Origin of the sequence: Leclercia sp. (assembly GCF_036780805.1) — a bacterium.
Classification (GTDB): Bacteria; Pseudomonadota; Gammaproteobacteria; order Enterobacterales; family Enterobacteriaceae; genus Enterobacter.
Map to the genome: position 1 here is coordinate 1,179,495 of NZ_DAIQCE010000001.1, position 13,948 is coordinate 1,193,442.

The window sequence follows — 13,948 nt, forward strand, 5'->3', positions numbered from 1 at the left end:
CGTTGTTTTTTGGCGAGGGATAAAAAAAGACTCCCCTGCGTTAGCAGGAGAGTCATCAGGCGTCAGGAGATAGCGCGATGTTTGTTGTTAATGCCCAGCGCGGCAGATTTGTCCTCTGCGGCATCCTCCAGGATGCTGAGGTCGCGGTCACGCACTTCTGGCATCAGCAGGGCTGAGATGAGGCCGATAACGGAATACACCACCATCATCACTGCAATCGGCCACCAGGAGCCGGTCATGTTGCAGAAGATCCCCGCCAGTACCGGGCCAAAACCTACGGCTACCAGACCGCCCGCCTCTTTTGAGATCGCCATGCGGGTGAAGCGGTTACGTGAACCGAACATCTCAGCCATGGTGATATTTTCCAGGGCAAAGAGTCCGAGTACCGCAAAGTTATGGATCACGATAATCGAGGTCATGATAACGCCCGGGGTGTAGGTGTTATCGACAATGATCGACAGCATCGGGTAAGCCAGAATAATGGCGGAAATATTCAGCACAATATAAGGCAGACGACGCCCAATTTTATCCGACAACCAGCCCAGCAGCGGGATGGTAATAAACCCGAGGATCGAGCTGATCATTAAAGCATCGGTTGGAATGCTTTTATTGAACAGCAGGGTCTGCACCAGATAACCGGCGAGGAAGGTCTGGATCAGACCGGAGTTGCCCGCCTGGCCGAAACGCAGACCGGTCGCCAGCCAGAACGACTTGCTCTTCACCATCGCACCCAGCGTACTTTCCTGCGCGGCAGCCTGCGCCGGCGCTTCTTCGGCATTGACCTGCTCAAATACCGGGCTCTCTTTGAGGTTCATACGCAGCCAGATAGCAAAGATCATTACCACTACGCTGGCGAGGAACGGCACGCGCCATCCCCAGGCCAGCAGCTCTTCACGGTCGAGGAAGAAAAACATCACTGCCCAGATGGCTGTGGCGCTCAGGGTGCCGCAGTTAGTGCCCATCGCCACCAGCGAGGAGATGATGCCGCGTTTTCCTTTTGGCGCGTATTCCGCCAGCATGGTGCCCGCGCCGGAGATCTCTGCGCCAGCGCCGAGGCCCTGAATGATACGCAGCGTCACCAGCAGCACCGGTGCGAAGATACCAATCTGCGCATAGGTCGGCAGCACGCCAATCAGGGTGGTGCAGATCCCCATCATGGTGATGGTGATAAACAGCACCTTCTTGCGCCCCACGCGGTCGCCCATTTTGCCGAAAACAAAGGCCCCGACGATACGGGCGATATAGCCCGCGCCGTAGGTGCCCATCGCCAGAATCAGCGCCATCGCCGCCGACTGTTCCGGGAAGAAGATCTCGTGAAAGACTAATGCTGCGCCCAGCGAATAGAGCTGGAAGTCCATAATTTAAAGCGCTGTTACAGGTCTTTGTGGGATTTTGCTTAATTCCTGAGTACTTAACAGTTACTTGCCGCTCGTGAAATGCATCCATCTGTTCTTTTGCATATCACCTGCGGCACTTTTATGCCCCATCCATGCCCCATAAAAACCCCATTAAATGCCTAGCTCCTTGCCAGAAAATCCCTACATCCCGGCTCGCGCCTGTTTTTTTCTGTATTAAATCGGAATTGTAAAGATTCTCATTTTCTTTGTAAGGTTATTTGAATTCCCCTCAATTTTTACCTACCATTATTTTGCGTTGCAAAATTACTTAAACATTCATGCACGCCTTATGTAATGGACAGCATAACGAAGCAAAAGCACTGCAAGAGGGATTTATGGAGTGGAAGATAGTTGAGACTGTAGCAAGCCCAGAGACAGGTACGTTTTTTGGAAAGGTAGAAACATCCTATGGGCTGAATTATATCCTTTGGTTCAAAGGGGATTATTACGTGCGACCAGGGGAAGTCGTAATGATGACTGAAAAAGGGATACTTATTGATGATCGCCGCAGACCTGTCTGGATAGCACATGTAATGACTTATTCATCAGTGCGTTGGTTAGGATTTAGGATGAAAAACGAATGCCCCGGAAACCGCCGAGATATGAGCCAGCAATGTGATCGTGAATTACCGTGTCGGTTTAAACTTTGTCCCTTTGGGCTAAAGCAATATATTCCAAAAAGTTATTGCACATCTGAAATTAACATTCATGACATAAGCTCCTTTTGAATACATATCAGAGTCATGGCATTCATCGTATTACCTAACTTGTGCCTATATTCCCCTATGGATGATCGCCCGCCCATGGCGCCAATTCATTTCACGTATGTGCAAGAAGACCTCTAGCATTGGTCACCTTTGGGATTAAGCTGAATAGCATGCTGGAAGAGATGTTTGATGAGGCCGATGTGTGGCTGGTTTCGAATTGAGTATTGAAGGGCATCAGAAAGCTATAGTGGATACCACGGTCCGGTTCGTGCCAGAAGCCGACGTTGTTTACGTCGTGCTATTGGGATAAGTTCACCGAAAGTCATATCTTCACGTAAGAGGCACAGTAGATGGATTTAGAAACACCCCGTTTAAAGCTTGAACCCTATGATGACTCTCATTACGAAGGCTTGAGGGTAATGGATAGTGATGCCGGTGTGATGCGTTATATCACCGGAGGTATCGTTAAAACGCCCGAAGAAACCTGGGAAGGTATCAGAAGAGTCCAGGCACGTTGGGATAAGTACAACTTCTCATGGTGGGCCATCAAAGAGAAGTCCTCTGGGGTGATCGTTGGTGCAGCATGCCTCCAGCACCTGGCAAACGTGGATGGCGCACCATTAGAGATTGGCTGGCGTCTCGTCCCGGAACATAACGGCAAGGGCTATGCAACAGAGGCAGCTCAAGCGATCGTTGATTACGCGGCGGAACAGGTAGGAGCAACTTATCTGGTTGCTGTTGCCGATCCTGAAAATATCCCCTCGCAGCGTGTGATGCAAAGATTAGGTATGACTTACAAAGCAATAGAGCAGCATTACGATGTGCCATGTGTGGTGTATGAGCTTAAGATACGCAGGCCTGCTTAAATGTTGGCTACCCCGTGCAAACGAGGGTAGCGTTAAAGAAGTTATGCCTTGGACTACAAACAACCGGAACTAGACGTAATCATTGTCGAATAATCATCTCTGTTTTGTCCGCTCCTCGCTCACAGCGGACATTAAAACTCATTAGGAAAGATCACCATCGCCCCCTCGTTTGCGCACCGCTTCTTACATCGGCGACTCGTCACCATCACCAACTGTGCTGTTCATGAAGTATGTCACCCGCCCGAGCACTTCCACCTCTTCCGCAGCGGCTCCCTCTATCGCTTCACCATCATCCGTTATTAACGCTTTTCCCAGAAACCGTGCAAATTGGGTCTGCCCACCACTGAGGATCAGCAGAACCTGCCCCTGGACCAACCGAGTGATCGGTTCGATGACGGCAAAGCCGCATGACGTTTCCATTATGCGAGTGTCGATGCCAACTCCGCAGATCAGCTCCGGCGTTAAGCGCCGCTCGACATAGTCCGTTGCCTGTGAGGGAAAGCCCATTACAACACCCTCCCCATGTTGCGGAGCATCCACAACCTGTTTTCGCTATGGTCAGGCGTCTTGTCGACAAAAAACTCTTGATAACGCTGGATCCACTCGTTGGCGTCGGCCTGCGTGAAATGCCAGGTTCTCGCGCGTAACTCACGGATGAAGTCGTCAGTGCGTAACCACTGATAGCCTTTGGGGTTTTGCTGTACTGCAGCCACAAATGCGGCATGAATGTCGAAACGGCGGGGCATGATCTGCACTCCATTTACTGTTTTTATATACAGTAGTTTTAAAGAGAGTGCAGATCAATGCGGCAGCGCCTATTGATGATTACTGCTGAACATCCGGATGCAGTTACGCTATTGCAGAAGTATTTTTTCTGCAAGGTGACGCTGCTGGCCACACCAGACATATTTTAAATGCATCAAAAACTTGTGATTATGGTAGCAATTCAATTACAGCGACAGATTCAGCCTTTACTCACGTAAACATTGACAGAGAAAGTCTTCACTTCTTTTTTAAAATTATCGGTCATAACAGCAATGTAGGAGTTCTGTGTATCTTTGAAGTTTTTGAGAATGATCTGGACGTTTTCCGTGCAAACAAAAGTTGTAGCCAGTTGATTTTCCTTACTATATTCGTTTGGCATGAATGTACAGTCGATTTTGTGATCATTGGCTTCGAATACCGCATCGTCACCTTCCCAGATGAAGGTGGCATTAATGCCGCTTTCGATAGATTTTGCTACAAGTCTCTGCGGCATAGTAGTGCTGTCAGGTTTGTTGGCAGGTTTTGTGCTTCTAGCATGATACATGCCTTTGGACCTGAGTTCTTTAACGGTGGAACAGCCTTCCTGGAAGCCTTTATCGCACGACCCTTTGTACAGTTCGCTGCCTTTGATTAAATCTTTATCAACACCGAGCCCATTAATATATAAACCTGCTAAATTATACATCGATTCCGGGGAACCGTTCTCGACCCCCTTTTCGAGGTAGCGTTTTGCCATAGAATAATTGCGCTCAGTACCTTCGCCCTCTTTGTACATGGCTCCGGCGTTCGTCATTGATGAGATGTCACCATTGTCAGCCGCCTTTTGATACCATTCCAGAGCTTTTTTATTGTTCTCTTTTACTCCCAGACCATCATCATAAAAACGGCCAATAGCCGCCTGTGATGATGCAAAATTGGCTTCTGCTGCATTACGATAGTATGAGAAAGCAGTTTTATAGTTTTGCCGAACGGCGGTCCCAGTCTCATAATACCATCCAGCCATCTCACTGGCTTTCCGATCACCCGCAGCGGAGGCAAGCTTGTAATATTTAATTGCTTGATTATCATCCTTCTTACCTAACAGACCTTGCCGATAGGTCTCAGCAAGATTGAAGTAAGCACTACCACTTCTGGCGGCACCTGCTTTTTTGTAAAACTCCACTGCTTTCTTATGATCTTTTTCAACTCCGAATCCAAATGAATATAATACCCCAAGTGGATAATAAGCATCGGTAACACCTTGTGAAGCTGATTTTTCTAACCATTTTTTTGCTTCAGCATAGTCCTTATCCGCCCCGCCTTCACCCGGAATATAAAAGTCAGCACCCAAACTATACTGAGCATGAGCATCTCCTGCTTCTGCTGCTTTTTTTACGCTTTCGAATTGGCTTTCAGCTTTAGCATCGCCAGTATTAACTGCAAAAATAAAGGGAAGAGAAGCCAAAAAAAATTTCAGATTCATTGTTTTAATTCTCAGCATTTTTCATGGTTAATGTGTAATGCCTTGTTGGATAGATCTTTGTAGCTAGTTCATATCAACTTAGGCTTGTTCTATATCTTAATTCCTGACGCCACCATGCTCAGTTATATTACACTTAGGGAGATACAGTCGAGGGGTGGTTTATGGTTTTATTGATCTGCATTTGCTAGCCAAGTAACCTTTATTATTGAGTTGGATAGCGACTGGAAAGCTGAGTTAATGTCTGATTGGCAGGGCATGGTGACCTCTAATTGATTACTGCTGCGTATTTATACAGTATTTTGAAAGACGGCCAGGGCAATAAAGCCCTGCCTATTGATAATTACTGCTGAACTTCCGGTTGTTCACCGGGATTGGCAGCAGCCTCCGCTTCCTCTTCTTCCAGCCTTCTGGCCTCTTCACGCTCGGCCTGAATGCGCGCCGCCTCTTCCAGCTTTTTGTTGTAGATGCTGTCAGCAGGCATCCCAACACGAACAGAAACGAACTGGTCGGCAGGAATATCTATCGGGTCTCCCTCCGCAACACCTTCGCGCTCGTTGCGGGCGAATACCGGGGCCCCCGGGTGAGTGCGGTGGTAGGTTTTCACCAGAACAGAACCATCAGCATTCACTTCATAGTCAAGCCATACGAGAGGTTGAAGATTTCTATCTTTGGGGATATCAAAACCACCATCGATCCCACTCCATGAAGCATCGGAATTTAGCCCAAGAACCCCAGTAATCAGATACTCACCAACGCCAATCCTTTCAACTGCCGCACCCTCCGATTCATCATTAGTTTCAGACTCCCCATTACCAAACACCTTCACGATAGGCGAAGCAATCTTTATGAAACCATTCGTATCAACTGCCGTGTTAACGTCCCTTACAAAGAACTCTCTGAACGTGGTGAAACGTGGCGAAGGCGTGTTGATTCGATATCTGATCTTCGGCACCTTCTCCTCAAGGAGAGGGAAAGCGAGCTGAGCATAGTCCTGCGCACCATCGGCAATGTTCAGCCCAAGCCAGTAGTTATAAGGTCGGCCATTAGACACAACTGTTGAAGTGTCAGCCTGGAATACCCGACTAGGAAGCGTAGGAAGATCGGCGTTAGCGATAACCGCCGTGTCTACAGACATTGCTTTCAGGTTTGTACACGCGCTGGTCGAATCTTTGGCACCAGTGCCGCCATTGGCAACCGATAGCGCATTTCCGCCAAGTATGGCTGTCAGCGCCGCAGCCTGAGTTGTGGCCCCGGTGCCGCCGTTGGCGATTGGGATTACGGTTGTTGGGTCGCTGTTAAATTCCTGCACTACGTTAAACGTGCGGCTACCTTTGGCCCCTTTAATTACCACCATATATTCGTATCTGGCGGATGGCGTCATTGACTGTGAGGTTAAACGGACAACCCACATGGTTGCGCTGGTCCGCGCCATAACACAGTCAATTGCAACAATATCCCCTGCCGGGCTTTTAAGCTCTGGCGGCGCATTCAGCCACCCAGTAACGTTTGTTACCTGTATCTGTCCAGAATAAAAATCAGCCTGCTGCCAGTCAAAAGCCGTAGCACTGCCTTGACTGGCAACGCCAACCCCAATAGCCGCCATTGCATCAGCGCCAACCAGCCTCCAGCCGTAAGCATCGCCACCGCTGTACCAGGACACCGATGTCCAGCCTGTCGCAGCATTTGGCGCACCATAGCGCTCATACGTCCCAACAGCGGTAAATAGCGTCTGGTGCAGGCCCATGATCGTACCGCCGCCCCTGCGCACAGACATAATAATTGCGTTATTCTGCCCGGCGGTCAGCCCTACGGGGCTATCGGTGCGAATGCCAGCCAGCACGTAAGTCTGGTTTTGCGCGAAATACGTTGCGTCTGAAAGCGTGGTTACCGTTGTCGGAAGGACTGTGTTGGAGCTTAAGCCGCCTACCTCCCACCAGTCAGACCAGGGCCCTGAACCGTTCCACGAACCAGTAAGCCAGCGGGTGAATAGTCGCCCGGCATCAGTTGTATACCGCTGAGTGCCATTGCTGCGCCCACCTGCGAAAATCTCCAGTACACCGCGCTCTGGTGCAGGATATCCGTTTGCAATATCGGCGGCAGTGGCGCTTACGCTGGACTGTCCCCATGCACCAACGTAAGTAGAGTTTGGCCCCATCTCGTTGAGATTTTTACTTGCCGGAATGCCGCCGCGCCATTGTATCGACGAAGTCGTGATTCCGGTCATTTTCGGCCAGGATGGGCCGGTGACCAAAGTTCCGTCTGCCCGTGTAAGCGTAACGTCGCCGGGACCCGTCAGCAATTTATCCTGGTTGGCAATATCAATTTGCGCCTGGCGAAATGCTTCCGTGACGGTTTTCGCTAAATTGTCATCAATCGTAGCCATTTATGAGGTCCTTAAAATGAAAAACCCAGCCGGAGCTGGGTTTGATTAAAATGAGTCGTGTTTAGCGCTGGTTAACTTAATCCGGTGCCTTGAGGAGTGACGATTGCAATTATTGGGCTTGTTGAAATGTACCCGCTACCAGACGCCCTTAATGTTATTGTCAGTCCAACTCCTGCCCCTACGTCATAAGAAAAACCATAAGATTTCCCTGAACCACGGTCAGTTTGTTCCACGTCATTAATCCAGAACCTGGTACCTGCACCATAACCATTAATGGTAAAGAAAATAGATACCCTGACAGGTAAGCGAGGATTTCCAGCATAGTTAATAGTCATAGTATTACTGCTACCTGAACTTTGTGAAAACCCCGGATACATCTTAGATTCTGAAATATTACCTACGATTTTATTCGCGTAAACGGTTCCCTGAAAATCGCCATCCGTGGCGTAAACCGTACCTCGAAACTCACCGTTTGTTGCATATACAGTGCCTCTAAATTCGCCGGCACTTGCGTATATCGTCCCCCTCACCGTCACGCCGTTAAACGTGGCATACCCGGATTTATTGATATGCCAGCCGACATTCCCCGTCCCGTCCCAGTTGCTGGACTGGATATAGTTACCGATTTTGGCGTTATCCATCGAACCATCCTGGATAAATGCAGATCGCAAAAACATCTGGCCGCCAGTTGCCGCAAATACCAGCTCCTGGCCGGTAGTGGTCGGGTTATAAACTGCGAACGTGTCGGCGCTAACGAGGAAGTTAGAGGAGCCCGTGGCATCAATACCCAGCTGGATACCCGCGATGCGTTTGATGCCGTTGGCCTCCACCTGGACTTTAACTCCCCACTGCGCGCTCAGCTTACCGTTGATATCAGCAACAGCCTGGCTGGTCGTCTGAACATTGGCATTGGTTTGCCCAATTGACGCCGTCACCTGCTGAATGCTGGTCGCCGTGGCGCTCTCCAGATCCACAACCGTCCGGTCAATACGGGTGATCGCAGCCGCGTTGGTCTGGCCGTTGGTTTCAACCGTCGCCGAAAGCGAGGTGATCTGCTCCGCCATGGCAGTGGTGGCATCCGCGGTGGTTTTACGGACATCGGTGATTTCGGCCATCATTTTCGTTTCGCCAACGGCGAACGTGACACGCTGATCCGAGAAAGCCATGAAGTTGGCGAGCGCATTCGTGACGTTGCCGACAATACCGGCATCCCGGCTGGCCGTGTTGCCATCCACATCGACTTTCAGCGTATCGATGCGCCGGCCGAGCGCGCTGTCACCATCCGTGCGGGCCATGGTTTCCGTGCTGATATCAGTCGAATTCTTCTCCGTTGCGGCTTTAACGGTATCCAGGGCTGAGGTCTGCGCCTTATCGTTATCAGCGACAGCTTTGGTGACCGTGGTGATATCGGCGGTGTTTTTGCCGACGGTGACCTGCAGGCCCGAAAGCGTGGTAGCCTGAGCCTCCTGCTCAGTCGTCAGCGTCGCCAACTCCTGAGTTACAGCTGCATGGTTATCGTTTACGGTCGATTCCAGCTTCTTCCGCTCTGTTACCTCCGCTTCCTGTGCCGTAATGCGCGACTGACGCTCGGTGTACAGCAGGCCCGATGCCAGTTTTGACGGATCGTCACCGGTATAACCGCCCCGGATCTGCGTCGCCAGCGTCTCGCGCGCCGTGGCTTCCGCCTGGTCGCCAGTGACACGGGCTGTCGTCTCCTGCTGCAGTGCCGCCATCCCGGCCCCCGGTGTTGGCCGTCCGACCGCCACCCAGTCAATCAGGTAATAGTTCGTCGCGTCCTGCTTGGTGGACAGGTCCAGCCGAATCTGGTTAATCGTGGTTTCGGTTAACCACGGAATATTGTCAAACTCTACTGTTCCGATACCGTTCGCATCGTATGCAGGCTCAACGATCGCCAACATATTGGTGTCGTTGAAGCCAGCAGCATTGCGCCACCGCAACTGCCCCTTCCATCCCGGCGCACCAAATTTCCTGATGCGGAGTTTGATGAAGCGATAGGACGAGGAGTTGATAGCCAGTGAGCCAGGAGATGCTACCCACGGAGCGGTGGTATGGTTGGCGGGACGAATCCACCCGTCGACAATTGTGGGTGTTCCGTTCCCGGTCCAGCCCTCTACTGCCGAATCGAAGTACCAGATTTTCGCCGGGTCGAACTGGGAGCCGGTGCCCGCCGATATCTGCGCGATCTGCTGCGCCAGCGAGTCGGTAGTGGTCTGAATTGTCTGGTTAACGTTGCTGATATCTGCGACACGCTCGTTCTTCTCGGTCAGCAGCGCCTGCCCGCGGGCCGTTGCCTCGTCAGTGATGGCTTTCTTACGGTCCGTGACTTCCTGCGCCAGACCCGCTTTCGTTGCCGCTGATTCTGTCGTCACTGTCTTGATGTCGTCACGCGTTGACTGGATATCGTCACCCAGATCCGTGATTTCCGAAACAAGGTCCTTATAGGCATCGGTCTGTTTGATCTGATTATCGATATCAACCAGGTAATCCGCGGCAACCGAGCTGCTGCTGCCCTGGATTAAGTCAGTCCATGCAGACTGGTTACCGGTGCGATCAACAAGTCGCGCCCGGTACCAGAACCCTACCCCTGCTTTCAGGCCCAATTGCTGGTAAATTTGCTGGGGATACGGCACGCCAGCCAGCAGCATGGGATTTGTACCGGTTGATGCCGTGGAATACTGAATTTCTGTCTGCAGCGTATCGCCAGTGCCCGCAGGGAAATCCCAGTCCAGTTGCACGCCCCACAGCAATGGTGTGGTACGGAAATTCACTGGCTTTGGAACATCACCCACCCGGCCTTTGAGGTGGGTCAGCGTTGATGTTGCCCACAGGCTTGATGCGCCACCAGCGTTGATAGCCCGGACCCGCACCAGGTAATCGCCTTCAAAAATGCCGGGCACCTCAATATTGCGAAGGCCAGTCTGAGGGACGTTTACCCACTCGCTATCATTCCGGCGCCACTGAGCCTGATAGGCGATCACATCGGCCTGCGGCTTACCGGCTTTATCCAGCGGTACATCCCAGGACGCCGTCATCGTCGCTATGCGCTGACCCTGACGCACCGACTCGTAACTCGACACCAAGATATTGCCGGGCTGTGAGACAACCCCTGTGGGGATGAGGCTGTTCGGCGGGATATCCAGTCGGGCATTCTGGTCAACGGCATCATATTTGGATGCGTTGTACTCCGCACCGGTAATGGAATAGGTGTTTTCCTCGTCGTTAAAGGTCAGGTTCGTTACGCGGAAGTATTGCAGGCGCAGCTGCCCGGCATCGATAACGAAGACGGCATTTGGCGCTGGCGCTGCTGTGAACGGCGTGGCCACGATCAGCTGCGTGCCGTTGACTGCCTGTATAACCCGGCTTTCCACAATGCCACCTTGGGTGCGGATCATCAGTGTGTCACCCGCGACGGCGCTAGTACCGCGATCGGTTGTTACCGCTTTAAGCCCGGCGTTATAGTCTGTGAGGCGACCACCATACACGCGCCCGGAAACGCGCTCATCAGCGAAGGCAAACACGGTGCCCGGCACATAGGCGAAGCCATCAAGCCCGGTTTGCAGCGTGATGATGCGATCGAGAGAGTTGGAATAAACCGCCCACCCGCCGCGGCGCTGCGCCTCGCTCTCGCGAGTACAGCCGATGGCCGTGAGCTGGGTCTGCTTGAATTTGAACTGCTTCACCAGCTCAGGAAACATTACTGCAGTGGTGCGGTCCTGATAATGGTTATCCGGGTCGCTGAAGTTAATCAGCGCGCTCGAGAATCGCGTCTTTTCGCTGCCGCTGGAATATGTTGGCTTGCCGACGACCGATGCACGGGTCAGGATCTGCAGCTTCGAGGTGTCTGCCGGCATATCAGAGACAACATTGAACATGTTGTTGCCCCAGAACGTCATGCCGTTGAAGCCAGCGGCGATATCCTTGATAACCTGCCAGGCGTCGGCCTGCGACTGGATATAGACGTCAAACATGAATCGCGGCTCTGTGCCGGTTCCGCCCTTCCCGTCCGGCACTTTCTGGTCACAGCGCTGGGCAATGCGGTAGAGCTCCCATTTATCGAGCATATCCACCGTTACCCGGCGACCCAGGCCGAATCGCGGCTCTGTCAGGACATCAAACCATATCCACGCTGGGTTGTTGGTCCAGCCCCATTTGAAGATGCCATCCCATGTACCACTATACGTCCTCGCATCGGGATCGTAGTTCTGCGGGATGCGGATTACCCGGCCTTTCGGCTTGCAGGATATCTTCGGGATATTACTGAACGCTTTGGCGTTGAATGACACATACAGCAGCGCGGTATGCGGGTAGCGCAGGCGGGCATCGATCACCTCAGTGATGGCCTGCACCTGCGTTTTGTTCTGCAACATCTGGCTGGCGCTGTCGGCAGTATCTCGAACCACACGGATCTGCCAGCCAGTGGTTGCTTTGGGCAGATTGATACGGTGCGTCAGCTCGTACAGTGAACTGAGCTTTTCCGTTACCGTTTTGGTGAGCACTGTCTGGTATGCCCCGCCATCAACCGCAACGTCGATGTGGTATGCGACGGTGGTGCCCACGATATCGCCGTCCTTCTCCTGCTGCTGAAGCCCGGTGATGCCAATGCGCACCAGCACGGCGTCAATCTGGGTATTGCTGATGGCGCGCGTCCAGGGCGCTGCCTTCGTCACTTGCACCCCGATACTGGTTTCGTTCTCTACAGCGGGGAAGCCGGGGATCGGCGTCTGGGTCTGAGTGCCCGGGCGAAAATCCCAGGAGACGTTCTCAAAGTTCATTGAGCCGTCGGCGTTGCCCAGCGGCGTGCCGTCCAGGAAGATCCGGGTCGCATCCAGCCCACCAGCAAACTCACCCTCGCCAAGCGCCAGCAGCAAGCGGCAACGCGCCATAGATTGGGCTGAATCAGGCTGTTCCACGGGCGTATGCTGCTTCTGGCTGCCACCCTTTGCACCAGTAATCGTTGCCATATTGCATCCATAAAAAAAGCACCCGAGTGGGTGCTAACTGAAGAGTGAGAAGCTGTCAGATGTCCTCTGCCACGATCCCCGCTGAAATAATGGCGCCGCCAATCTCACGCTCGCCATAAAGCAGCGCGACCGGGTTACCCATTGCCAGGGTATTAACAGCCCCGCCAAAGGCGTAACTGGGTTTGTTGTCCGGGTCATCGCGCCCCTTCAGGCCTTTGGGCTGTGGTGAGAGCATTTGGTAGATACCGCCTGCCATCATTGAGCCACCGGACATTATCAATCCTGCAGCAAACGTCGCGCCGATACCGGTCCAGCCAGTGAGAATACCCGTTGCAATACCGGCAACGACCATCACAGCACCCAGTATCGTCTGGAACATACCCGCTTTTTTTGCCCCCTCCATCACTGGCGCGATTCGAATATCACTGTCCCCGGCCAAATCCCTGAAGTCATCCGCACCGATGTTGCGCTTACCGCGGAACACCGCAAACGTCATGCCGTTCTTTTTGGCGTTCATCAGGTAGCTTTCAAGCCCGTCGAAGTTGATGCAGAGAGCCTTCACGGCCTCCGCCGAGGTCTGAACCGCCAGCCTGTGAACGCGGCCAAACCGGGCCCCCAGCGCCCCGTACAGGCGAATCGTGGTTAAACGCGCCATGGTTGAATCTCCTGCTGAAGGTCTTTGTGACGAACGCAGATCATGGTCCGGTCTTTGAAGTAGCCGCGGGCGTACGGCGTGACGCATGAAGGCTGGCCGTATAGATGGTGCAGCAACTCGCCCTCTTCAGTGATGATCCCCGCGTGGTTCCACTTAGCAGACTCCACCTGCATGATGACCATGCATCCGGGCGTCGGGTCGCATTCGACAAACCCTTCCCGCTCCCAGTTTTCAAAATACAGGTTTTCCGGGTACTGGCTTTCCCACCATGGGTAATCCACGCGGAAATCGTTGAGCGTCACGCCCTGCGTGGCGTGCCAGTCCATGACCAAGCCCCAGCAGTCGTGAGAGCCCAGAATGAACGGGCGACCAATCAGCGGGATGGCGTCCGGCGTTACCTCTGCATATTCATCGCAATCCGGCGCGTAGATGCCCCAGACCACACCGGAGTTATTGCACTGCTGGCGATCGAGTTCTGACGGGATAGGCCGTGCGCCGTCGCCCGGGTGAGAATGGATGACGCGGACAATCGTTCCGGCATCCTCAGCATTCGCCCAGTGCTCGCCGTCAATGCGGAAATGCTCTGTCGGATTTTCGTGGCTGTTCGGTACCGGAATGTAATGCTGACGCCGTCCCGACTGGATGACGAAGCCGCAGCACTCGCGCGGGGATTCCTCCAGCGCATGCGCACGGATCGCCGCCATAATGGTTTTGTTCATTGGTATATCCGG

The 13,948-nt window shown here is 52.8% G+C and carries 9 protein-coding genes and 1 pseudogene; 2 read left to right on the forward strand and 8 right to left on the reverse strand.

The window, feature by feature from the left end:
• Positions 1–62 precede the first annotated feature (62 nt).
• Positions 63–1,358 (reverse strand): annotated as a pseudogene (locus V7Q49_RS05455) (MFS transporter); the annotation flags it as partial.
• Positions 1,359–1,732: 374 nt separating this feature from the next.
• Here V7Q49_RS05455 and V7Q49_RS05460 point away from each other — a divergent pair.
• Both V7Q49_RS05460 and V7Q49_RS05465 read left to right on the forward strand, forming a co-directional pair.
• Positions 1,733–2,125: a hypothetical protein gene (locus tag V7Q49_RS05460; protein WP_333849726.1), complete on the forward strand. Its 393-nt coding sequence runs from the start codon at positions 1,733–1,735 to the stop codon at positions 2,123–2,125.
• A 329-nt stretch (positions 2,126–2,454) separates the two neighbouring features.
• Complete coding sequence (locus V7Q49_RS05465; protein ID WP_333849727.1) at positions 2,455–2,970, forward strand: GNAT family N-acetyltransferase; 516 nt, start codon at positions 2,455–2,457, stop codon at positions 2,968–2,970.
• A gap of 183 nt (positions 2,971–3,153) precedes the next feature.
• On the opposite strand, the gene V7Q49_RS05470 is transcribed toward V7Q49_RS05465, so the two are convergent.
• From V7Q49_RS05470 to V7Q49_RS05500, 7 genes are all read right to left on the reverse strand, one after another.
• Positions 3,154–3,477 carry a hypothetical protein gene (locus V7Q49_RS05470; protein ID WP_333849728.1) on the reverse strand — a complete coding sequence of 108 codons (324 nt, stop codon included), beginning with the start codon at positions 3,475–3,477 and terminating at the stop codon, positions 3,154–3,156.
• Positions 3,477–3,716, reverse strand: coding sequence for a hypothetical protein (locus V7Q49_RS05475; protein ID WP_333849729.1), 240 nt, complete (start codon positions 3,714–3,716; stop codon positions 3,477–3,479). Before V7Q49_RS05475 ends, V7Q49_RS05470 begins: the two co-directional genes overlap by 1 nt.
• A 218-nt stretch (positions 3,717–3,934) precedes the next feature.
• Positions 3,935–5,197, reverse strand: coding sequence for an SEL1-like repeat protein (locus V7Q49_RS05480; RefSeq protein ID WP_333849730.1), 1,263 nt, complete (start codon positions 5,195–5,197; stop codon positions 3,935–3,937).
• 340 nt (positions 5,198–5,537) lie between these two features.
• Positions 5,538–7,580 carry a pyocin knob domain-containing protein gene (locus V7Q49_RS05485; protein WP_333849731.1) on the reverse strand — a complete coding sequence of 681 codons (2,043 nt, stop codon included), beginning with the start codon at positions 7,578–7,580 and terminating at the stop codon, positions 5,538–5,540.
• A gap of 71 nt (positions 7,581–7,651) precedes the next feature.
• Complete coding sequence (gene gpJ / locus V7Q49_RS05490; protein WP_333849733.1) at positions 7,652–12,562, reverse strand: TipJ family phage tail tip protein; 4,911 nt, start codon at positions 12,560–12,562, stop codon at positions 7,652–7,654.
• 55 nt (positions 12,563–12,617) lie between these two features.
• Complete coding sequence (locus V7Q49_RS05495) at positions 12,618–13,217, reverse strand: tail assembly protein (RefSeq protein WP_333849735.1); 600 nt, start codon at positions 13,215–13,217, stop codon at positions 12,618–12,620.
• Positions 13,205–13,936 carry a C40 family peptidase gene (locus V7Q49_RS05500; protein ID WP_333849737.1) on the reverse strand — a complete coding sequence of 244 codons (732 nt, stop codon included), beginning with the start codon at positions 13,934–13,936 and terminating at the stop codon, positions 13,205–13,207. Before V7Q49_RS05500 ends, V7Q49_RS05495 begins: the two co-directional genes overlap by 13 nt.
• Between the last annotated feature and the right edge of the window lie 12 nt (positions 13,937–13,948).